A 22,930-nucleotide genomic window follows, 5' to 3' on the forward strand; every position below is an offset into this window, starting at 1 on the left:
CTGAGGCGCCGGCGATCTTCGATCGCCGGCGCCTCAGCATGAGGGCCGGTGCAGCTGCCATCGGGGGCCTTGCGGCCAGTTTCATCCCTCAGGGTCGGCCCGGCCAGCGACGAAGTTCACCCTGGAGCAGCCCATGGGATAAGGACAAGCCTTATCTCCGAGCTGCTTGGCGAAAGACACGCGGACAGCTCACCAGCCTACTCGGCAGCCGCATCATAGAGCTCTACCGGCGGGCAACTGCACACGAGATTGCGGTCGCCGTAGGCATTGTCGACACGGTTGACCGGCGGCCAGTACTTATCAATTCCCAGCGATCCAGCCGGGAAGCAGGCTGCCTCCCGTGAATAAGGCCGTTCCCAGGAACCAATGAGATCCTGCACCGTATGCGGGGCTTGTTTCAGGGGATTGTTCGTCCGGTCGGCGCGCCCTTCCTCGATCGCCCGGATTTCCTCGCGGATCGCCAGCAAGGCATCGCAGAAGCGATCGATCTCGGCCTTGGTTTCGGATTCGGTCGGCTCGATCATCAGCGTCCCGGCCACCGGCCAGCTCATGGTCGGCGGGTGGAAGCCGCAATCGATCAGGCGCTTGGCGATATCGTCGACGCTGATCCCGGCGCTCTTCTGGAAGGGACGCACATCCACGATGCATTCGTGAGCAACCCGCCCCTTTTGCCCCGCATACAGGATCGAGTAGGCGCCCTCGAGCCGCTTGGCGATGTAGTTGGCGTTGAGGATCGCGATACGCGTTGCCTGGGTGAGCCCGCGCCCCCCCATCATCAGGCAGTAGCCCCACGAAATCGGCAGGATCGAGGCCGAACCGAACGGCGCGGCCGAGACCGCCCCCGTCTCCCCGGAGCGGGGATCGGTGGGGAGATACGGGATGAGATGCGCCTTGACGCCGATCGGCCCCATGCCGGGCCCGCCGCCGCCATGCGGGATGCAGAACGTCTTGTGAAGGTTGAGGTGGCTGACATCCGCACCGATGTCGCCCGGCCGCGCGAGGCCGACGAGCGCGTTGAGATTCGCGCCATCGAGATAAACCTGGCCGCCATGGGCGTGAACGATGTCGCACAATTCGCGCACCCGCGCCTCGAACACGCCGTGTGTCGACGGGTAGGTGATCATGCAGGCGGCAAGGTTGTGCGAATGCAGCTCGGCCTTCCTGCGGAAATCGTCCACGTCGATGTTGCCGTGAGCGTCGGCACCCACGACGATCACGCTCATCCCGCACATCTGCGCCGAGGCCGGATTGGTGCCATGGGCGGAGGAGGGGATCAGGCAGATCGTGCGGTGCCCCTCACCGCGGGCCTGATGGTAGGCGCGGATCGCGAGAAGCCCCGCATATTCCCCCTGCGCTCCCGAATTCGGCTGCATCGAGATCGCATCGTATCCGGTGATCTCGCAGAGCTTTTTCGAGAGATCGCCGATCAGCTCGGCATAGCCCCGAGCCTGATCGTCGGGAACGAACGGATGAATCTCGGAGAATTCAGGCCACGAGATCGGCAGCATCTCGGCCGTCGCGTTGAGCTTCATCGTACAGGAGCCGAGCGGGATCATGGTTCGGTCGAGCGCGAGATCCCGATCGGCGAGACGCCGCATGTAGCGCGTCATCTCGCTCTCGGCCCGGTTCATGTGGAAGATCGGGTGGGTGAGATAGGCGGAGGTGCGGGTGAGGGCTGCCGGCAGACGGGGCTCGGGCCAAGCCTCGTCATAGACGAGTTCCGTCCCCCCGAAGGCGCGCCAGACGGCCTGAATGATGTCCGGTCGCGTGCGCTCGTCGACCGTGATACCGATCCGGTCGTCACCAATCTTCCGAAGATTCACCCCGTTCTCGACGGCGCTTCTCAGGATCATTCCCTGGAACGGGCCGACCGCCACGGTGATGGTATCGAAGAAGTGAGCCGGCTCGACCGAGAAGCCGAGTTGCGTCAGCCCGTCCGCCAGGCGCACCGCATCCCGGTGCACTCTCTGGGCGATCGCCTTCAGGCCCTCCGGACCATGATAGACGGCGTACATCGAAGCGACGACGGCCAGCAGCACTTGACTCGTGCAGATGTTCGAGGTCGCCTTCTCGCGGCGGATGTGCTGCTCGCGGGTCTGGAGCGCGAGCCGATAGGCACGGTGGCCCCTGGCATCGACGGAGACACCGACGATGCGGCCCGGCAGCGCCCGCTTGTACGCATCACGGGTCGCCATGTAGCCGGCATGGGGGCCGCCATAACCCATCGGCACGCCGTAGCGCTGCATCGACCCGATCGCGATGTCGGCGCCCATCTCGCCCGGCGCCTTGAGCAGCGTGAGCGCCAGCGGGTCGGCGGCCATCACCGCCACGGCCCCGGCCGCGTGCAGGCCCGTGATCAGGCCCGTGAAATCGTGGATGGCTCCATTCACGCCCGGGTACTGGAAGAGCGCGCCGAAGACCGCTTCCGCCTCGAGGTCCCGAAAAGGATCTCCGACGACGACGCGCCAACCGAGCGGCGCGGCCCTCGTCCGCAGCACCGCAATCGTTTGGGGGAGGCAGTCCCGATCGACGAAGAAGGTGTCTCGCTGCGAGGTCGCGACGCGCTTGGCCATGCTCATCGCCTCGGCAGCGGCGGTCGCCTCGTCGAGAAGCGACGCGTTGGCGATATCGAGCGCCGTGAGGTCGCAGACCATGGTCTGGAAATTCAGCAGCGCCTCAAGACGGCCTTGGCTGATCTCCGGCTGATATGGCGAGTAGGCGGTGTACCAGGCCGGATTCTCGAAGATGTTGCGCTGGATCGCAGGCGGCATCGTCGTGCCGTGGTAGCCCTGGCCGATCAGCGAGACGAGGAGACGGTTCTTGTTTGCAACCGTGCGCATCCGCTCCATCAGCCGCCGCTCGGTCAGAGGGCGGCCGAAATCGATCGGCTCACGCTGGCGAATGTCGGGAGGCAGCGTCTCATCGATCAGCGCGTCGAGGCTTGCCACGCCCACACGCTGCAGCATCTCGGCGATTTCACCCTGGGTCGGGCCGATATGGCGGCGGTTCGCGAAATCGTAAGGATCGTAGGCGGCCATGATCTCAAGTTTTCCGATTGTTCATTTCGGGAAGGCGGCATAGGCCGCTTCGTCCATCAGGGCTTCCATGGCAGACGGATCCTTGAGCCTCATCCGGTAGAGCCAGCCTGCGCCCTGCGGGTCGGCGTTCACGGTCTCCGGAGCGGCGACAACGGCCTCGTTGATCTCCGTCACCTCGCCATCGAGCGGGGCGTAAACGTCGGACGCAGCCTTGACCGACTCGACGACGGCGGCGGCCTCGCCCTTCGTCAGAACGGCGCCGACCTTCGGGAGTTCAACGAAGACGAGATCGCCGAGCTGTTCTGCAGCATGGCTGGTGATCCCAACGGTCGCGATCTCTCCGTCGAGCTTCAGCCACTCGTGTTCCTCGGTAAACCGCAGCATACTTGCACTCCGGATCGGTCAGCCGCGCTTGAAGCCGGCAGGGTGGAAGGGAAGCGACGTGACGGTGAGCGGCAGGCGCTGCCCGCGCACTTCCGCAAAGACGCATGTGCCGCTGTCGGTGTAGGCGGTCGGCAGGTAACCCATCGCCACCGGGCCGCCGAGGCTCGGGCCGAAGCTGCCCGATGTGACGTGGCCCAGGCGGATCCCGTCCGCCGCCGCATGAAGCGAGGCACCGGCCCGCACGGGGGTACGCCCCTGCGGCCTCAGACCGACCCGCCGTCGTGCGACGCCCGCCTCCAATTCGTGCAGAATGCGCTCGGCGCCCGGGAACCCCCCTTCGCGCGCGCCGCCGCGACGCCGGATTCGGGGGATCGCGAAGCTCAGACCCGCCTCGACGGGACTCGTGGTCACGTCGATGTCGGCGCCATGCAGGCACAGGCCCGCTTCGAGCCGCAGCGTATCGCGGGCGCCGAGTCCGACCGGGAGCACGGCAGGCTTGGCAAGCAGCGCCTCGGCGATGGTCTCGGCCCCGTCTGCCGGAACCGAGATTTCGAAACCATCCTCGCCCGTGTAGCCGGAACGCGTGACCAAGCAGGGGATGCCCAGAAGCGTGACCGGGCGCACATCCATGAAGCGCATCTGCACGATCTCGGGCGCCAGCTCGGCCATGGCGGCCTCGGCGGCAGGCCCCTGAAGCGCCAGAAGCGCACGGGGAAGCTCCTCGATCGTGATCCAGGCCGGCAGATGGGCCCTCAGGTAGGCAGCGTCAGCCTGCTTGTTCGCCGCATTCACGACGAGGACGAGGCCATCGCCGGAACGCGCGATCATCAGGTCGTCGAGTATGCCGCCGGATGCGTCGGTGAGCAGTCCGTAGCGCTGGCGACCATCACTCAGGCCGAGGAGGTCGGCCGGGATCACGCTTTCGAGAGCCAGGGCGATCTGGCTCAGGTCGTCGCCACGCAGGGCGATCTGCCCCATGTGAGACACGTCGAACAGACCGGCCGCCGCCCGTGTGTGCAGATGTTCCTTCAGCAGACCCGCCGGATAGTGCAGGGGCATGGCGTAGCCCGCGAACGGCACCATCCGAGCGCCGAGGCGCTGATGCAGGTCGTGAAGGGGCGTTTGTCTGAGAGCAACGGTCTCGGCAGGTTGCGCCGGCATCTCTGGATCCTCCGCGGCAGAAAGCACCGGACGCGCGGCTGCGCCTCCGGCTACCCCCATCTGTCGCGGTTACCTGAGAGCTTCCCTCACGCCGGAGCGCGAGGTTTCTCCTTCGGTGGACGCCAGATGGCGCCTCTCTCCAGATCGTCCAACGATACGGTGATTGTGCCTGAGAGTTTCCGGGGGTGGTTGCTCCGTCGGCGCCATACTCGGCCCATGGGCCGGGCTGGGCTCTCCCGCATCGCCCTGTTCGGACGTTTCGACCTAAGCACATGACACGATGCGGCGCAACATCGGCGCCGATCGGCTTCGTCAGGCAGGATCCTCGGCCTGCCGGTCATCCTCCAGCTCCGCGGACCCGCCGCGGAACCAGATGCGTTGCGATCTGCCGCTGGTTTGCTGGAGTAGCGGCCCGAGCCAGCGGGACAGTGCGTTTGGTAATAGATTTATTCATTCTCGGCAGCAGGAGCGCGAGCACCGCTTCGAACAAGCTCGACCACGGTATGGACGAGCGGATTGTGACGCGCGGTGGACCAGGCCAGCGCCGCTGCGACGATGTCGACGCGCTCCTTCAAGGGGCGGAAGATGACGTTGCCTGGAGCGAGCCTTTCGAAGGTCGAGGGAACGAGCGCGATACCCTGACCACAGCCGACAAAGGCAATCTGTGACGTGACGGAGCGAACCTCGTGCAGGATGCGAGGCGAGAAACCATGCGCGCGACAGGCCGCGACCACATGATCGAAGTAGACCGGGCTCAGCCGACGGGAGAACATTGCGAAGTCCTCGTGCGCGAGCGTGCCGAGCGGGATCTCGGGCAGGTCCGCCAATGCTTCGAGGCTGCGGCTGCGCCGCAGCACCTCAGCATGAGGGCCGGTGGGGCTGCCATCGAAGGGGGCGCTCTTACGGCCGGTTTCATCCGTCAGGGTCGGCAAAGGCCGGTGGTGAACTGATCCCAACGGCCCAGGCTACTGACGCATCGGGCCGTTGGCCCATCTCGAATTGTCAATGCCAAGCCAGAGACTTTGTTGAAGAGGCTTCCGGTGCCTCTCCGTCGTGGAGCCGGCCGGTCTCGGCCGGTTCGATCGCCTGCGGCATCCTCATGTACGGCGAGCAGAATGCATCGCTCTCCGACCTGACGCACACTCAGGCGGAGGGCGTGCAGCTGGCGGAGATTCCCGCCTGCGGCCACTTCCCGATGTATTCCAATCCGGCCCTGATGTGGCGGGAAATCACCGCGTTCCAGGCACGCTCCAGCGCAGAGTGAGCGGGTTGCCCGCTGTATCCCACGTGATGCCGTGCCCTGGTCAGGCTGCCGTCATCCACGATCGCCATCGCCAGGGCTCGGCGATTCCAGTGACGTCGCGGGGGCGAAGTTCACCGCATATGAACCTCGCCCACCGCCCGCATGTTTTGCCCACCCGGTTGGGCCGGCCCGCACGCACTACAACTGAGAGTGCGTGCGGAACTTCGGGTCGGACCACCTGCAGGCGGCGCACCTATGAGCACCCGGTCGTGCTGCCGCAGGTGTCGCACTTCAGGCAGGTGCCGTTGCGGACCAGCGTGAAGTTCGCGCATTCGGGGCAGGCCTCGCCCACATAGCCCTTCATCTTCGCCTCGGCGCGCCGGTCGGCGACACTGCGCTCGGGCTTGGCGAAGGGGAGGGCCTCCGTGGCCGCCTCGATCCGGCCGGCGAGGGCCGGCTCGGTCTTCAGCGCCACCGCGCCGCGCACCGCATGGATCGTGCCGCCCGCCGGGGCCGACTGGCCGGTCGAGGGCGCCGCCACCCCGGAGGTGGCGCCGGCCGGGCCACCATGGATCAGCGTCAGCCGGTCGGCCGAGCCGCGCAGCAGCCCCCGCGACACGATGCTGTGGGCGATGACGGGCTCCGGCGCCGGCTGCTTCGACTGCGCGACGCCGCCGCCCATCACGGTCGAGCCGATCTCGGACGGGTCGACATGCGCGAGGTCGGTCCGGCCCAGATAGGAAATCGCGAGTTCGCGGAAGACATAGTCCAGGATCGAGGTCGCGTTCTTGATCGCGTCGTTGCCCTGCACGAAGCCCGCCGGCTCGAAGCGGGTGAAGGTGAAGGCGTCGACATACTCCTCCAGCGGCACCCCGTATTGCAGGCCGAGCGAGATCGCGATGGCGAAGTTGTTCATCAGGCTGCGGAAGGCAGCGCCCTCCTTGTGCATGTCGATGAAGATTTCGCCGAGCCGGCCGTCGTCGTACTCGCCGGTGCGCAGATAGACCTTGTGCCCGCCGACCACCGCCTTCTGGGTGTAGCCCTTGCGGCGGTCCGGCATCTTCTCGCGGGAGCGGATGCGCTCGACGCGCTCGATCACCCGCTCGACGATCTTCTCCGCCACCGCCGCGGCCCTGGCCGCATTCGGCTGGGCCAGCAGCGTCTCCACCACCTCCTCGACCTCGTCCTCGTCGTCATCGGCGATGAGCGCGGCGTTGAGGGGCTGCGAGAGCTTCGAGCCGTCGCGGTAGAGAGCGTTCGCCTTGAGGCCGAGAGTCCAGGACAGCCGGTAGGCCTCCTTGCAATCCTCCACCGTGGCGTCGTTGGGCATGTTGATGGTCTTGGAGATCGCCCCCGAGATGAAGGGCTGCGCCGCCGCCATCATGCGGATGTGGCTCTCGACCGAGAGATAGCGCTTGCCCGTGCGCCCGCACGGATTGGCGCAGTCGAACACCGCATAATGCTTGGCAGCTAGGTGCGGCGCGCCCTCCAGCGTCATCGCCCCGCAGACATGGATGTTCGCCGCCTCGATCTCGCGCCTGCCGAAGCCGAGATGCGCCAGGAGATCGAAGGTCGGGTCGGCGAGCCTGTCCGCCGGGACCTTGAGGGTCTGGGTCAGGAACTCGTCGCCGAGGGTCCAGCGGTTGAACACGAACTTGATGTCGAAGGCCGACTTCAAGCCCGCCTCCACCGCGGCGATTTTTTCGTCCGTGAAGCCCTTGGCGCGAAGCGTGCCCGGGTTGATGCCGGGCGCCTGGCCGAGAGAGCCGTGGCCCACCGCATAGGCCTCGATCTCGGCGATCTCGGATTCCCGGTAGCCGAGCGCCCGCAGGGCATCCGGCACCGCCCGGTTGATGATCTTGAAGTAGCCGCCGCCCGCGAGCTTCTTGAACTTCACCAGCGCGAAGTCGGGCTCGATGCCGGTGGTGTCGCAATCCATCACGAGGCCGATCGTGCCGGTCGGCGCGATCACGGTGGCCTGCGCGTTGCGGTAGCCGTGCTCCTCCCCGAGCGCCAGCGCCCGGTCCCAGGCCTGCGTCGCATGCGCCACCAGGTTCCGCTGCGGGCAGGCCGCATGGTCGAGGGGCACCGGCCGGGTGCTGAGGAACTCGTAGCCCTCGGCCTCGCCATGGGCGGCGCGGCGATGGTTGCGGATCACCCGCAGCATCGCGTCGGCATTCTCCTCATAGGCCGGGAAGGGCCCGAGCTCGCGCGCCATCTCGGCGGAGGTGGCGTAGGCCACGCCCGTCATGATGGCGGTGAGCGCACCGGCAAGCGCCCGGCCCTCGCGGGAATCGTAGGGAAGGCCCATGGTCATGAGCAGGCCGCCGACATTGGCGTAGCCGAGGCCCAGCGTGCGGTACTTGTAGGAGAGGTCGGCGATCTCCCGGCTCGGGAACTGCGCCATCGTCACCGAGATCTCGAGCACCACGGTCCAGAGCCGGCAGAGATGCTCGTAAGCTTCGACGTCGAAGGTCTTGGTGGTGCGGTCGTAGAGCGCCAGCAGGTTCGCCGAGGCGAGATTGCAGGCGGTGTCGTCCAGGAACATGTACTCGGAGCACGGGTTCGAGGCCCGGATCCGCCCGCCCGCCGGGCAGGTGTGCCAGTCGTTCATGGTGGTGTTGAAGTGCAGGCCCGGATCGGCCGAGGCCCAGGCGGCCGCGCCGATCTTGTCCCACAGGTCGCGGGCCTTGAGCGTCTTCGTCACCTTGCCGCCGATGCGGGCCTTGAGCGGCCAGTCCCCATCCGCCTCGACGGCGCGCAGGAACTCGTCGGTCAGGGAGACGGAGTTGTTGGAGTTCTGGCCCGAGACCGTGAGATAGGCCTCCGAGTCCCAGTCGGTGTCGAAGACCGGGAAGTCGACCTCGGTCGCGCCCTGGCGGGCGGACTGGATCACGCGCTTGATATAGGCGTCCGGCACCATGGCCCGGCGGGCGGCCTTCACCTCGCGCTTCAGCGCCGGGTTGCGCTCGGGGTCGAAGCAGGCGTCGCCCTCGGCCTCGCAGTTCACGCAGGCCCGCATCACCGCCTTGAGGTGCTTGGCCGCGACCTTCGAGCCGGTGACCAGGGCGGCGACCTTCTGCTCCTCCTTCACCTTCCAGTCGATGAAGGCCTCGACGTCCGGGTGGTCGATGTCGACGATCACCATCTTGGCGGCGCGGCGCGTCGTGCCGCCCGACTTGATGGCGCCCGCCGCGCGATCGCCGATCTTCAGGAAGCTCATCAGGCCCGACGAGCGCCCGCCGCCCGCGAGCTTCTCGTTCTCGCCGCGCAGGGCGGAAAAATTCGAGCCGGTGCCCGAGCCGTACTTGAACAGGCGCGCCTCGCGGACCCAGAGGTCCATGATGCCGCCCTCGTTGACGAGGTCGTCCTGCACCGACTGGATGAAGCAGGCATGCGGCTGCGGGTGCTCGTAGGCGCTCGCCGACTTCGTCAGTACGCCGGTGTGGTGATCGACGTAGAAATGGCCCTGGCTCGGACCGTCGATGCCGTAGGCCCAGTGTAGGCCGGTGTTGAACCATTGCGGCGAGTTCGGCGCCACCATCTGGCGGGCCAGCATGGCGCGCAGCTCGTCGAAGAAGGCGCGCGCATCCTCCTCGGCGGTGAAGTAGCCGCCCTTCCAGCCCCAATAGGTCCAGCAGCCGGCGAGCCGGTCGAAGACCTGGGTCGCGGAGGTCTCGGAGCCGTAGCGCGCCTCCTCGGGCATCGCCGCGAGCGCCGCCTCGTCGGGCACCGAGCGCCAGAGGAAGGAGGGGACGTCGTTCTCCTCCACGCGCGTCAGGGCTGCCGGCACGCCCGCCTTGCGGAAGTACTTCTGGGCCAGCACGTCGCAGGCGACCTGGCTCCAGGCCTCCGGCACGTCGATGCCGTCGAGGCGGAACACGACCGACCCGTCCGGATTGCGGATCTCGCTCACCGCCTTCCTGAAGGGGATGCCCGCATAGGGGGATTGCCCGGCCGTGGTGATGCGCCGCTCGATCCGCATGAAACGCCCTCTCCCGAAAAAGACACGACAGCCCGAACCGCGACCCGCGCGGCCGTTTCCTTAAGACAGGTTCAGGATGCCTCTCCCCAGCGCATCAACGCGCGGCCAGGGGCGCCCACCGCAGCTTGGCACCGCGGGGCTGTCGGATCGTGAGCCGGCGAACCGGCCGTCCGACATACGGGCAAGCTAGCGAGCTTCGGGGCTCCGCGTCAACAACTAGTGTGCGGCCTCCCTGTTCCCCGCTAGATGTTGTGCCGACCACCCAATTCCTGTGGATATCTGCGGAGCCCTGCCTAACCCCGCATCGGCCCTTCGGGATTCGCCATGAGATTTTTCGCTGTGCACCGGCGACTCACCCCCGGGGACGGTCCGGGAGATGCCGATCTGGTGCAAATCCGCAACGCCCGGGAGCCCAAGCCCGGGCGGCACCCCTGCGACGCGCTGCGGCTGGACTTCGCCGGGTCGGGTCACCATAGTCCGCCGCGACTTCCAGCGCGGGCGCGAGGCCCGCGCCAGCGACGAGACGGCCGGGATGGCGCTGAAAGACACTCTCCTGCGGATCTTCACGTGGTGGAGCGGCTCGACCGTGAGCCTCGACCTCTACACCAAGCGCCATGGCACCCTGGTGGGCACGGACGAGTTCGGCAACCGCTACTACCGGGCCAACGGCCCGCTGATCGACCCCTCCGTGGGGCCGGAGCGCCGCTGGGTGATCTATAACGGCGAGGCGGAGGCCTCGAAGGTGCCGCCGGGCTGGCGCGGCTGGCTCAGCCACACGGTGGATGTGGCGCCGAGCGAGGAGACCTATGTCCCGCGCGAGTGGCAGAAGCCGCACGAGGAGAACCTGACCGGCACGGCGGCGGCCTACCGGCCGCGCGGCTCGCAGCTCTCCTACGGCCTGCGCCCGGCCGCGACCGGCGATTACGTGCCCTGGAGGCCGGGCGAGTAGGCAGCGCCCTTTTTCCACCACCCTTCGGGTGGAGAGAGCGGGGGAGCCGAAGGGAGTTCGCGTTGAGCCGCATCACCGCACGATCCGCCGCGCGCGCGGCCCTCATCCTGGGTCTCGCGGCCCTCGCCGCGCCTCCGGCCCGGGCCGACAAGATCCGCAACCCGACCGCGGTCTTCTCCGGGCTCGACAAGATCACCGGCCGCATCGTGTCGTTCGAGGTGGCGGTGGACGAGACCGTGCAGTTCGGCGCGCTCCAGCTCACGCCCCGGGTCTGCTATACCCGCCCCCCGACCGAGAGCGCCAAGACGACCGCCTTCCTGGAGGTCGACGAGGTCACGCTGGAGAACAAGTATCGGCGGATCTTCACCGGCTGGATGTTCGCGGCGAGCCCCGGCCTGCACGCGATCGAGCACCCGATCTACGACGTCTGGCTCGTCGACTGCAAAGGCGGCACGGACATCATCGCGGAGGCGAAGGAGCAGGACGACGCGCCGGTCGCCGCAGCCAAGCCCGAGCGTCGCCGCCGGGACCCGAACCAGCGCGAGGAGGCCCGGCGGGCGCAGCCGGTCAACCGCCAGGGTCAGGTCGACGTGACGCCCCTGCGCGGCACGCCGGTGCAGCCGCGCCAATCCCCGTCGCGGCGCTTCTTCCCGACCAACGAGGGGCCATCGAACTTCAGCTCGGATCCGCGCTGAGGCGCGGGGGCCCCTCTCGGTGGGCGGGAGAGGGCAGCGGCGATCTCCGCAAAGACGATCCTGGAGGCCGGAACGGCCCTCATGCTGAGAGCGTGTGAATCTTTTGGATTTTCGACCTTCTAGCGTCCGCTAAGTGATTGATCTTATTAGGATCAGAAAAGTCCAAAACCGAAAGATTCACAGCCTCTGAGGGGCTGGCGATCTTCGATGTCGGCGGCGTCCACGCGGGAACCTGCGTTCCTTCAGCCGAACACACCGCTTGATCCGGTTTCCGGTTGATCTGTTCGGAGACAAGAGGGCGCGGGGAACCCCTCTCCCGTGCGGGAGAGGGGTAGGGGTGAGAGTCCCGGACCGTGCAGCAAGCACCCACAACCGTGGTGCTGGCGGCGGGCCGGTTCAGAATACTTGCTGAACCACCTGGGCCCTCACGCGCGATCTTCGATCGCCTGCCCCTCTCCCGCACGGGAGAGGGGTTCCCCGCGCCCTCTTGTCTCCGAACAGAGAGACCGGAAGCCGCACGAGACCGCAAGCCCACCGTCCTGACGCAGTTCTGCCTGTACAATCCCATCCGCACGTGTAGATTACCGGCTGCCGGGTCCGCTCTCGGCACAGTCTATATCCTGCTCCGCCGGCCAGATCATCACCGGCGGAGCTTTTTCATGATGATTCGGAACTTGGGATTGCCGAATTATCCCGGACTTGCGACCTGATTATCCTGAGAGCCACGCGAGCGCCTCGGACCCGGAGAGCGGCGTCGGGTCCCAGCGCGCCGGATGCTCGACGGCCTCGCGCAGCAGGCGCTTGTAGACCTGCCGCGGCACCTCGACGGCGCCGAATTGGGTGAGGTGGCTGGTCACGAACTGCGCGTCGAGGAGGCGGTAGCCGTCGCGGCGCAGGCGGGCGGCGAGGTGGACCAGCGCCACCTTCGAGGCGTCACGGGCCAAGTGGAACATGCTCTCGCCGAAGAAGGCGCCGCCGAGCGAGACGCCGTAGAGCCCGCCGACGAGGACCCGCGGCTCGCCCGCATAGACCTCGACCGTGTGGCAATAGCCGAGGTCGAAGAGCTCGCCGTAGAGGGCGCGGATGCGGCTATTGATCCAGGTGCGGGCGCTGTCCCGGCGCGGCGCGGCGCAGCCCGCGATGACCCCGTCGAAGTCGCGATCGGTCACGACCTCGAAGCCGCCGGAGCGCACGGTGCGGGCGAGCCGGCTCGCCACGTGGAAGCGGTCGAGGGGCAGGATGCCCCGCTCCCGCGGCTCGACCCAGTAGATCGCCGGGTCGTCGGCATCCTCCGCCATCGGGAAGATGCCCGCCGCATAGGCCTTGAGCAGGATCTCAGGCGTGATCTCGACGAAGACGCTGCCGTGCATCGAAGGCTTCCGGTCGAGAGAAGGCGGTATTCTTCACGGGGCGGGCGGCCCTTGTAAATGGCCGCGGTGCCGTCAGGCAACGTCGAGGCCGCCGGTCTTCAGGAACTCCTCCAGCCAGTGGATGTCGTAGAGCCCGTTCTGGATGTCGGCGTTGCGCACGAGGGTGCGGAAGAGCGGCAGCGTCGTGTCGATGCCGTCGACCACGAACTCGTCGAGGGCCCGGCGCAGGCGCATCAGGCACTCGGTCCGGGTGCGGCCGTGCACGATGAGCTTGCCGACCAGCGAGTCGTAGTGCGGCGGGATCCGGTAGCCCTGGAAGGCTGCGGAATCGACCCGGACGCCCAGGCCCCCCGGCGGGTGGAAATAGGTGATGGTGCCGGGCGAGGGCCGGAAGGTCGCCGGGTGCTCGGCATTGATGCGGCATTCGACGGCGTGGCCCTCGACCCGCACATCCTCCTGGCGCAGCGACAGCGGCGCCCCGGCCGCGACCCGGATCTGCTCGTTCACGAGGTCGATCCCGGTGATCATCTCGGTCACCGGATGCTCGACCTGGATCCGGGTGTTCATCTCGATGAAGTAGAACTCGCCGTCCTCGTACAGGAACTCGATCGTGCCGGCGCCCGTATAGCCAAGCTCCTGCATGGCCCTGGCGCAGATGCCGCCGATGCGCTCGCGCATCTCCGCGTTGAGAGCCGGGGAGGGGCCCTCCTCCCAGACCTTCTGGTGGCGGCGCTGGAGCGAGCAGTCGCGCTCCGCGAGGTGGATCGCGCCGCCGCGCCCGTCGCCCAGCACCTGCACCTCGATGTGGCGCGGTTTTTCCAGGTACTTCTCGATATAGACCGCGTCGTCCCCGAAGGCGGCCTTCGCCTCGGTGCGGGCGGTGGCGAGCGCGGTTTCCAGATCCTCCTCGCTGCGGGCAACCTTCATGCCGCGCCCGCCGCCGCCGGAGGCGGCCTTGATGAGGACCGGGTAGCCGATATCGGCGGCGATGCGCCTGGCCTCGTCGGGATCGGCGACGCCGCCCTCCGAGCCCGGCACGCAGGGAATGCCGAGCCGCGTGGCCGTGCGCTTGGCCTCGATCTTGTCGCCCATCAGGCGGATGTGCTCCGCCTTCGGCCCGATGAAGGCGATGCGGTGGTGACCCAGCACCTCGGCGAAGCGCGCGTTTTCGGACAGGAAGCCGTAGCCCGGATGCACCGCATCCGCCCCGGTGATCTCGCAGGCGGCGATGATCGAGGGAATGTTGAGGTAGCTGTCGCGGGCGGGCGGCGGACCGATGCAGACGCTCTCGTCGGCGAGCCGCACATGCATGGCATCGGCATCGGCGGTGGAATGGACCGCCACGGTGGCGATGCCGAGTTCCTTGGCCGCCCGCAGGATGCGCAGCGCGATCTCGCCCCGGTTCGCGATCAGGATCTTGTCAAACATCGCGGCTTCGTCACTCGATCACCAGGAGGGGCTCGCCGAACTCCACCGGCTGGCCGTCCTCGATGAAGATCGCCGTGACCGTGCCGGCCCGGGGCGCGACGATGTCGTTGAAGGTCTTCATCGCCTCGACGAGGAGGAGGCGCGCGCCGCTCTCGACCCGCGAGCCCACCTCCACGAAGGGCTTGGCCTCCGGCGAGGGGCGCCGGTAGGCGGTGCCGACCATCGGCGAGAGCACGGCGCCCGGATGGCTCGCCAGCGCCTTGGCATCCGGCTCCGCCGCGGCGGAGGACGGGACGGAAGCGGCCGGAAGCGGAGGCGGCGCTGCGGCCGCCGGGGCCGTCACCGGCACCTGGATCGTCGCCGCCGTGAGGTTGCGGGCGACGCGGATGCGCAGATCGCCCTTCTCGACCTCAATCTCGGTCAGGTCGGTCTCGGCGATCAGGGTCGCGAGCTGGCGCACCAGATCGGGATCGAACGGATCTTGCTTGGACATGCGGTGGCAATCGATGTGTTGGCGATGAGGCCCGCGGGGGCAGGGGCCGCACCCGCCCGGCGCCGGCCGGGCCGACACCGGGCGAGCCGGCGCGAGCGCGCTCTTAACCGATCGCCCCGGGCCGGGATAGCCCGAACGGGCGCCTCAGCAGGTCGCGTGGCCGCACTGGCGCACGCCCGCGATGGTCTTGCGGATCGGCTCGGCGCCGACCGCCCCCGGGATGATCTCCTCGCCGATGATGAAGGCCGGCGTCCCCGAGAGGCCGAGCTTGTCGCCGAGCCCCACATTCTCCTGCAGAGCGGTCTGTACGTCGGGAGACTGCATGTCCTTCTGCAGGCGGGCGATGTCGAGGCCCATCTCACGCGCCACCGCGATCGCCCGCTCGCCGTTCACGCGGCCGCGGGTCTCGAGCAGCCTGGTGTGGTACTCGAACAGCTTGTCGCCCTTGAGCTGCTGCTTCGCCGCGAGCGCGACCTTGCTCGCCTCGACCGAATCCGGGCCGAGGACGGGGAAGTCCTTGAGCACGACCTTGAGCTTCGGATCGGACTTCATCAGGGCCTGGATGTCGCCGAGTGCCCGCTTGCAGTAGCCGCAATTGTAATCGAAGAACTCCACCAGGGTGACGTCGCCGTTCGGGTTGCCGGCCGTGTAGCTCGTCGCCGCATTGTGCAGGATGTCGCGGGTCTCCTTGAGCGCGCTCGCCTGGGCCTGCCGCTGGGCCTCCTGCTGGCGCTTCTCCAGCTCGGCCATCGCCTCCTGCAGCACCTCGGGGTTCTTCAGGAGGTAGTCGCGGATCACGCCCTCGATGGCTTGGCGCTGAGCATCCGTCATCGGCGCCTCGGCGCGGGTCGGCGCGGCGGCGAGCGCGAGGGCGCCCGTGAGGGCGAGGGCGGGCAGAAGGCGGGGGAGGGGGGGCATCGTCGTCCTCGTGGGGTCGTCCGGCAGGCGGCTCTCGTCGCGCGAGCGCTCTCTTGCCTGTGGGGTTAGGCGGTTTCGCGGCGTGCGGCAAATCACGGTCGCGTCGCCTAAAGGCTCGTCAAGGGAGGGCGGCCAAGCGCCCGCGGCCCCCTAGAGCGCTCCCCGCCGAAGTGGATGCCGGTTCGGCGTAAAGGAGCGCGAAAAATCAAAGACTGAAGAGCCGTGCCCGTTTCGGTTGAAACGGGCACGGCTCTAGAGCGCCCGCGGCGTTGCGGGATGCGGGCGATCCGCCCTATCTGCCGGGCTCCCGTCTCCGCCACGGATCCTCTCTGATGCGGCCTGCCCCGACCGACCCGCTCGTCTCCCGCCGCGCCGCGCGGGTGGCCCCCTTCCTCGCCATGGACGTGCTCTCCGCGGCGGCCGCCCGGGAGCGACGCGGGGATAGCGTTGTTCACATGGAGGTGGGCCAACCGGCGGCGCCCGCGCCGCGCGCCGCCATCGCGGCCGCGCAGGGCGCGCTCGCGGCCGGGCGCATCCCCTACACGGAGGCGCTCGGCATCACCCCCTTGCGCGAGCGCATCGCCCGCCACTACGCCGAGACCTACGGGATCGCGGTGTCGCCGGAGCGGATCGTCGTGACCACGGGCTCCTCGGCGGGCTTCGTCCTCGCCTTCCTGGCGCTGTTCGACGCCGGCGGCCGGGTCGCCATCGCGGAGCCGGGCTACCCGGCCTATCGCAGCATCCTGCAGGCCCTCGACCTCGAGCCCGTGCCGCTGCGCCTGCGGGCGGAGGACGGCTTCGTGCCCACGGCCGCGGCGGTCCGGGCGGCGCATGCGGAGCGCCCGCTCTCGGGGCTGCTGGTGATGAGCCCGGCCAACCCCTCCGGCACCATGATCGACCCGGTCGGCCTCGCCGAGCTCGGCCGCACCTGCCGGGCGCTCCGGCTCTCCTTCGTCTCCGACGAGATCTATCACGGCCTCACCTACGGGGTGCCGGCCGCGACCGCGCTTCAGAGCGACCCGGACGCGGTGATCATCAACTCCTTCTCGAAATACTACTGCATGACCGGCTGGCGGATCGGCTGGATGGTGGTGCCGGAGGAGCTGGTGCGCCCGATCGAGCGGCTGGCGCAGAACCTCTACATTTCGGCGCCCTACCTGTCGCAGGTGGCGGCGCTTGCCGCCTTCGACGCCACGCAGGAGCTGGAGGCGGTCAAGGCCGACTACGCCCGGGCGCGGGCCGTCCTCCTCAACGAGCTGCCGGGGCTCGGCCTCGGCGACGTGCATCCGGCCGACGGCGCCTTCTACCTCTACGCGGACGTGGCGCGGCTCACCAACGACGCGAGCGGCTTCTGCCGTCGCATGCTCGACGAGGCCGGCGTCGCGGCGACCCCAGGGCTCGATTTCGATCCCACTGAGGGCAACCACCACCTGCGCTTCTCCTTCGCGGGCGGCGAGCGGGAGGCGCATGAGGCGGTGCGGCGGCTGCGGATCTGGCTCGGCTGAGGCGCTCGCCTCGCCAAACCCTCGCCAAGCCGCGACAGGCCGGCGATCCGTCGCGGAGCCGGCCGCCGGCCCAGATCAGCCCTTCACGATCGCCTGGGCATGGTCCGCCAGCGCCCGCACGGCCTTCTCGAAGGACTGGAAGGCGGGCGTGGCGCGATCCCAGTCGTGGCTGCTCACGCCCTGCACCACCGCGGCCGCGCTCCGGCGCGCCTCCTCGAAGGCGGACAAGGCCGCGTCGAGGGGTGCCCCCGCATAGGCCGGATCGGCCTTCAGGGCCGCGCAGAGGGCCGGCAGGTCGACGGCGGCGTCGAACACCGCCTCCTCGGGCTTGGCCGGCCGCATGCCGATCAGCACCATCGCCATCCGGCGCTTCCAGGCGGCGAGGTCCGCCGGCAGGCGCACGAAGCCATAGGCCGGGATGTCGCGGCGGCCGGCCAGGTCCAGGGTCTCGCGGGCCAGCGTCTCGGCCTTGGCGAGCTGCCCCATCAGGCCGTCGATCTCCTGGCGGGTCTTCTCGGTCTTGGCCGCGACCTGCTGCACGCCGGCCGAGATCTCCTGGGTGGCGGATTGCTGCTGGCCCAGCACCTCGGCGAGCGCCCGGATGCCCTCGGCCGAGCCGGCGACGGCCTGCCCTTCCTCCACGATCCGGGAGCCGACCCGGCTTACCGCGGCGGTGCCGGTCGCGACCGCCTGCCGGCTCTCCGAGACCGCGTTCTGGATCGCCGCCAGTTCCTGCAGGAGGGCCGCGAGGCGGGTCCGGATCTGGTCGGTCGCCCGCGCCGTCTGGCCCGAGAGCTGCTTGACCTCGGCGGCGACGACCGCAAAGCCGCGGCCGGCCTCGCCCGCGCGCGCCGCCTCGATGGTGGCGTTCAGCGCCAGCAGGTTGGTCTGGCTGGAGATCGCCTCGATCGCACCGGCGATCTCCTGGATCTGCAGGGCGGCGCTCTCGAAGCCCCGCAGGCGCTGCTCCATCTGGACAGCGCCGGCCTCGATCACCTCCATGGTCCGGGTCGCCTCCTGCATGTCGGAGGCGCATCCGGCAATTCCCGTGCGGGCCCGCTCGGCGAGGTCCGCGCTGCTCTGGGACCGGCTCCACAGCTCGCGCGTGGACGCCGCCACCTCCTCCACCGCCGCCGCCATGGTGCGGGTCTGGGCGGCAACCTCGGAGGCGTCATGCGTCATCCACGCCAGGATGGTGCCGGCCTCCGACGCTTCGGCCGCGATGCGGGCGCCGAGGCCGAGATCGGCCGCCGCCGCGCGGCGGCTGCGGTCCACGAGCCGGCCGAGGGCCGCGCCGACCCGGCCGTCGGCCCCGCCGACCGAGCCCGACAACGCCACCCGATCGAGCAGGCCGGCGATCCTCTCCTCGGCCGCCTCCGCGGGTTCGGTAGCCACGGCGGGTTGCGGACGCGCGGGTCGGAGGGCTCGGAACATCTCGGACAGCTCACATTGGGTCGCTGTCTTTTTTCATCGAAACGCTTGCGATTCCGTTAATATACCGCCACCGCCCACCGCTGATCTTTATACTTTGCTTCACTGCAAGCTCTATCCGGAATCCACCCTCCTGTAAAATGGATAAATCAGACCGCAAGAGCAGAGACGACCCAAAGCTTTCTTACAATGACACCCGTGGCAGAGGGCAACACAGGGGACGCGCTGCGGTAATACCGAGTCGGGCGTCATCTGCGGCCCGCACAGGATGAGCCTCGGAGTCGCGCAGCACGGTTCGCGCGACCTTCGGGGAAGACCTTTCCAACACGAACGGGGCCCAGTCCTCGCCTGAGGACCGGGCCCCGTCATCTCGCGTGCGGCGCGGTCGCGGGACCGCGCGGCGTTCATACCAACGGCCCAAGATACTGCCGCGCATGCTCACACAGCGGGCCGTTGACCCATCTCGAATTTTCGACACCAAGCCAAAGGCTTGGCGAAAATCCGAGAACGGAACCAACGGTCACATGGAAATGACCGTTGGTATCAGTGGCCGCCGATCGCAGCCTTGGTGCGCGACCACCAGCCGGCCCGCTTGGGCCGGTCCGGATCGGGGGGCGTCAGCACCACCGCGACGGGCTCCGGCTCGGGCTCGGGAGCCGCGGGGGCGGGCGCAGGCTCGGCGGCCGCGGCCTCTCCGGGCGCCGGAGCGCCGGGCGCCAGCGCCTCGATCGCCGCCACGGTGGCGGCCTCGCGGTCGATGGCCGAGAGGTCGGGGATCTCGGCGGCCCCGGCCGGTGCGACCGCTTCGGGCGAGGGCCCGGTGATCTCGCCGACGGCGACGATCTCCTCCGCGAGGGCGTCCTGAGCGAGGCTGCCGCCGGCAGGACCCGCCTCGGCGGCCTCGATCTCGCCGACCACGACCTCGTCACCGATATGGCCGAACTCCTCCTCGTGGCGATCGCGGCTGCGCCCGCCGCGGCGACCGCGCCGACGCCGGCGCCCGCCGCCCTCGTCGCCCTCCCGGACGGACGGCGCCTCGCCGCCCTCGGTGATCGGGATCGAGACCGGCCCCTCGGCGGACACGGTCTCGCCCTCCGGCTCGGCCTCGGCTCCCGCCTCCGTCTCTGCCTCCGCCTCGACCGCGCGGCCGTCGCCGCGGGCGCGGCGACGGCGACGGCGGCGCCGACGGCGGCCGCCGCCCTCGTCCTCGGAGGATTCCGCCGCCTCGGCGGATTCCTCGGCGCCCTCGGCTTCCTCCGCGGTCTCCTCCTCTTCCTCGTCCTCGAGCGGCGGAGGCTCGACGGCCTCGGCCCGGATGCTGGTGACGGGCAGGCGCGGCTCGGGCGGCTGCGCCGGCTCGCCGCGATCGAGGTTGAAGGCCGAGGTGGCCGGGAGGCGCTCGTCGGCCGCGATCGTGATCGTGACCCCGAAGCGCGTCTCCAGCTCGCGCAGATGCACGCGCTTCTGGTTGAGGATGTAGAGCGCCACGTCGGTGCGGGTGCGCAGGATCAGGTTGTGGCTGCTCGACTTGATCAGCGCCTCCTCGATGGCCCGCAGGATCTGCAGGGCGACCGACGAGGTCGCGCGCACGAAGCCCGAGCCGCCGCAATGCGGGCAGGGCACGGAGGAGGATTCGAGCACGCCGGTGCGGATGCGCTGGCGCGACATTTCGAGCAGGCCGAAGGGCGAGATGCGCCCGACCTGGATGCGCGCCCGATCGTCCTTCAGGCACTCGTTCAGCTTGCGCTCGACCGCCCGGTTGTTGCGCTTCTCCTCCATGTCGATGAAGTCGATGACGATCAGGCCCGCGAGGTCGCGCAGGCGGAGCTGGCGGGCCACCTCCTCGGCGGCCTCCAGATTCGTCTTGAGCGCGGTGTCCTCGATGTCGTGCTCGCGCGTGGCGCGCCCTGAATTCACGTCGATGGAGACGAGCGCCTCGGTCGGGTTGATGACGAGGTAGCCGCCCGAGCGCAGGGACACGTGGTTGGAGAACATCGCGTCGAGCTGCTGCTCGACCCCGTAGCGGGCGAAGAGCGGCGTCGGATCGCGATAGGGCTTCACCACCTTGGACTGGCTCGGCATGAGCATCCGCATGAAGTCCTTGGCCTCGCGGTAGGCGTCCTCGCCCGAGACCAGGACCTCCTCGATGTCCTTGGTGTAGAGGTCGCGGATGGCGCGCTTGATCAGCGAGCCCTCCTCGTAGACGAGGGCCGGCGCCGAGGACGAGAGCGTCAGCTCGCGCACGCTCTCCCACAGCCGCATCAGGTACTCGAAGTCGCGCTTGATCTCGGGCTTGGTGCGCGAGGCGCCGGCCGTGCGCAGGATGACGCCCATCCCCTCCGGCACCTCCAGGTCGGAGGCGATCTCCTTGAGGCGCTTGCGGTCGGCCGCGCTCGTGATCTTGCGCGAGATGCCGCCGCCCCGGCCGGTATTGGGCATCAGCACCGAGTAGCGGCCGGCGAGCGACAGGTAGGTGGTGAGCGCAGCGCCCTTGGTGCCGCGCTCCTCCTTGACCACCTGAACCAGGATCACCTGGCGGCGCTTGATGACCTCCTGGATCTTGTAGTGGCGGCGGGGCGCGCGGGGCCGGTCGGGGATCTCGGCGAGCGCGTCGCCGCGGCCGCCGACCTGCTCGACGACGGGCTCCTCGTCCTCGCCCTCTTCCTCGTCGGACCCCTCTTCCTCGTCGGACTCGTCGTCCTCATCCTCGTCCGCCTCGTCCGCCTCGGTGCGGGCCTCGTCCTCGTCGTCCTCGCGATCCTCGTCCTCATCGGCATCCTGATCGTCGGCTTCGTCGGCGGAAACGGCCGTGGCCGCGGCGGGCGCCGCCTCGGCGGCCACCGCCGGCTCGGCCTCAGCCTCGGCCGGCCCGGAAGCGGGCTCGGCCGCGTCCGCGGCGACCGGCTCGGCCGGGGCCGGCTCCGTCTCCGACGGGACCGCGGCGGCTTCGGGCGCCACAGGCTCCTCCGGCGCAGGCGCCTCGGGCGCGACCTCGGCGGCGATCGTCGCGGGGGCTTCCGCAGGCGCGGCGTCGGCGGCCGGTGTCTCGCCCGCGGCGACCGCGGGCGCCTCCTCGGTCGGAGGCTCCCCGGCCGGTGCCTCTTGGGATGCCTCTTGGGTCGACACTTCCTGGGCCGGCACCTCCTGGGCGGCCGCCCCGGTCTCGGCCGCGGGGGCCGCGTCGGCTGCGTCCGGCGCCGCGTCGGTCATGTCCGGCGCCGCGGAGACGGTCTCGGCGGCCGAGTTCTCGCCCTCCTCGGGTTCGAGCCCCTCGGCCGGGGCGCTCACCACGGAATCGGCCTTGGCGGAGGCGGCCTCCGCGCGCCGGCCGCGGCGGCGGCGGCGACGGCGCTCGTCGGGCTCCCGCTCGGGGCGCTCGGCCTGCTCGCGCTCGGCCTGCGCCTCCTCCTCCAGGAGGGCGAGCCGGTCGGCGATCGGGATCTGGTAGTAGTCGGGATGGATCTCGCTGAAGGCGAGAAAGCCGTGCCGGTTGCCGCCATACTCGACGAAGGCGGCCTGCAGGGAGGGTTCGACCCGGGTGACCTTGGCGAGGTAGATGTTGCCGCGCAGCTGGCGGCGGTTAGCGGCTTCGAAGTCGAATTCCTCGACCTTCGATCCCTTGACCGTCACCACCCGGGTCTCTTCCGGGTGGGAGGCATCGATGAGCATCTTGTTGGCCATGACGAACTTTCGACATGGCGAGTGACGGCAGCAAAGCTCGACCGAGCCGGCCCGGCGGTGACGCCGGCCTCCGGAAGGCTCTCATGGGCCGCGGCCTGTGGACCACGGCGGCTGATCTCGCGCTGGGTTTGCCGTCAATCGCCGCTGCGCGCGTCCTTGCGCGCGAGGGGTTGACCACGGCCGGGGGCAGGGGGCGCGGAAGGGCGCGACGCCGGATGCGCGCGCTCGGAACGGCAGCAACGGAACCCGAAGCTGTGCGTCCGCGCATTCTCCCACCGACCTCTCGAAACGACGGGCCGGCGCTCGCTGAGGAGGCCGACCGGCGATAAAACGGCGGCGACGCGTCTTCTCGTGAAAGAGCGCCGCCGCTGGCGAAGGCGACACCTGCCCGGCTCGGGGGCCGAACCGTCTGGCGGTAAGCCGGCGACGGACCTGGCGCCGGGGCTCGATAACGAGCCCGTGCAGGCCCGCGGGCCGCGACGGGAACCGGCGGCGACGGGCAGGGGTCGATACCATTACAGAGGGTTGAGCCCGCTTGGCAAGCCGGATCGGCGGCGCGCGGTCGGGCCCGCGCCTGTGCCGTCGCGGCAACAGATCGGCGCCGGCGATCCGGACGGCTTTGCGGTGCGTTAACCATAGCCCGGTTATC

General features: G+C 69.3%; 15 protein-coding genes and 1 riboswitch. Of the genes, 4 read left to right on the top strand and 11 right to left on the bottom strand.

What is annotated here, in order from left to right; genetic code table 11:
• Positions 1-197: 197 nt before the first annotated feature.
• The 4 genes from gcvP to MNOD_RS28555 form a co-directional block, all read right to left on the bottom strand.
• Entirely contained in the window at positions 198-3,038 is a 2,841-nt protein-coding gene (gene gcvP, locus MNOD_RS28540; protein ID WP_015932453.1) for an aminomethyl-transferring glycine dehydrogenase, read from the bottom strand.
• 21 nt (positions 3,039-3,059) lie between these two features.
• The gene (gene gcvH, locus MNOD_RS28545) at positions 3,060-3,422 is read right to left on the bottom strand and encodes a glycine cleavage system protein GcvH (RefSeq protein WP_015932454.1); all 363 of its coding nucleotides are present in this window, start codon (positions 3,420-3,422) and stop codon (positions 3,060-3,062) included.
• Positions 3,423-3,440: 18 nt separating this feature from the next.
• Positions 3,441-4,583: a glycine cleavage system aminomethyltransferase GcvT gene (gene gcvT / locus MNOD_RS28550; RefSeq protein ID WP_015932455.1), complete on the bottom strand. Its 1,143-nt coding sequence runs from the start codon at positions 4,581-4,583 to the stop codon at positions 3,441-3,443.
• Positions 4,584-4,730: 147 nt separating this feature from the next.
• Positions 4,731-4,832: riboswitch (glycine riboswitch) on the bottom strand.
• Between the two features lie 197 nt (positions 4,833-5,029).
• On the bottom strand, positions 5,030-5,515 hold the full coding sequence (locus MNOD_RS28555) for a LysR family substrate-binding domain-containing protein (RefSeq protein ID WP_050783416.1): 486 nt from the start codon (positions 5,513-5,515) through the stop codon (positions 5,030-5,032).
• Between the two features lie 167 nt (positions 5,516-5,682).
• On the opposite strand from MNOD_RS28555, the gene MNOD_RS44105 reads away from it, so the two are divergent.
• Entirely contained in the window at positions 5,683-5,847 is a 165-nt protein-coding gene (locus MNOD_RS44105; RefSeq protein WP_198157546.1) for an alpha/beta fold hydrolase, read from the top strand.
• Positions 5,848-6,079: 232 nt separating this feature from the next.
• Here the strand turns inward: MNOD_RS44105 and MNOD_RS28560 are convergent, their stop codons facing one another.
• Entirely contained in the window at positions 6,080-9,811 is a 3,732-nt protein-coding gene (locus MNOD_RS28560; RefSeq protein WP_015932456.1) for a vitamin B12-dependent ribonucleotide reductase, read from the bottom strand.
• A gap of 532 nt (positions 9,812-10,343) precedes the next feature.
• Here MNOD_RS28560 and MNOD_RS28565 point away from each other — a divergent pair.
• Both MNOD_RS28565 and MNOD_RS28570 read left to right on the top strand, forming a co-directional pair.
• Positions 10,344-10,760, top strand: a complete 417-nt coding sequence (locus tag MNOD_RS28565) for an NADH:ubiquinone oxidoreductase subunit NDUFA12 (protein ID WP_015932457.1) — start codon at positions 10,344-10,346, stop codon at positions 10,758-10,760.
• A 62-nt stretch (positions 10,761-10,822) separates the two neighbouring features.
• The gene (locus tag MNOD_RS28570) at positions 10,823-11,455 is read left to right on the top strand and encodes a DUF2155 domain-containing protein (protein ID WP_015932458.1); all 633 of its coding nucleotides are present in this window, start codon (positions 10,823-10,825) and stop codon (positions 11,453-11,455) included.
• A 710-nt stretch (positions 11,456-12,165) separates the two neighbouring features.
• Here the strand turns inward: MNOD_RS28570 and aat are convergent.
• From aat to MNOD_RS28590, 4 genes are all read right to left on the bottom strand, one after another.
• Positions 12,166-12,825 (bottom strand): leucyl/phenylalanyl-tRNA--protein transferase, encoded by a 660-nt coding sequence (aat, locus tag MNOD_RS28575; protein ID WP_015932459.1) that lies wholly within the window; start codon positions 12,823-12,825, stop codon positions 12,166-12,168.
• A gap of 72 nt (positions 12,826-12,897) precedes the next feature.
• A complete protein-coding gene (gene accC, locus MNOD_RS28580; protein WP_015932460.1) occupies positions 12,898-14,253 on the bottom strand; it encodes an acetyl-CoA carboxylase biotin carboxylase subunit in 1,356 nt (451 codons plus the stop codon).
• A 10-nt stretch (positions 14,254-14,263) separates the two neighbouring features.
• Complete coding sequence (gene accB, locus MNOD_RS28585) at positions 14,264-14,746, bottom strand: acetyl-CoA carboxylase biotin carboxyl carrier protein (protein WP_015932461.1); 483 nt, start codon at positions 14,744-14,746, stop codon at positions 14,264-14,266.
• 144 nt (positions 14,747-14,890) lie between these two features.
• Positions 14,891-15,664, bottom strand: coding sequence for a DsbA family protein (locus MNOD_RS28590; RefSeq protein WP_015932462.1), 774 nt, complete (start codon positions 15,662-15,664; stop codon positions 14,891-14,893).
• Positions 15,665-15,996: 332 nt separating this feature from the next.
• Between MNOD_RS28590 and MNOD_RS28595 the strand changes: the two genes are divergently transcribed.
• Entirely contained in the window at positions 15,997-17,169 is a 1,173-nt protein-coding gene (locus MNOD_RS28595; RefSeq protein WP_015932463.1) for an aminotransferase class I/II-fold pyridoxal phosphate-dependent enzyme, read from the top strand.
• Positions 17,170-17,244: 75 nt separating this feature from the next.
• On the opposite strand, the gene MNOD_RS28600 is transcribed toward MNOD_RS28595, so the two are convergent.
• Both MNOD_RS28600 and MNOD_RS28605 read right to left on the bottom strand, forming a co-directional pair.
• Positions 17,245-18,564, bottom strand: coding sequence for a methyl-accepting chemotaxis protein (locus MNOD_RS28600; RefSeq protein ID WP_244424582.1), 1,320 nt, complete (start codon positions 18,562-18,564; stop codon positions 17,245-17,247).
• 579 nt (positions 18,565-19,143) lie between these two features.
• Positions 19,144-22,281 (bottom strand): Rne/Rng family ribonuclease, encoded by a 3,138-nt coding sequence (locus tag MNOD_RS28605; protein WP_015932465.1) that lies wholly within the window; start codon positions 22,279-22,281, stop codon positions 19,144-19,146.
• Positions 22,282-22,930: the final 649 nt, after the last annotated feature.

It is taken from the genome of Methylobacterium nodulans ORS 2060, from assembly GCF_000022085.1.
GTDB classification, from domain to species: Bacteria; Pseudomonadota; Alphaproteobacteria; order Rhizobiales; family Beijerinckiaceae; genus Methylobacterium; species Methylobacterium nodulans.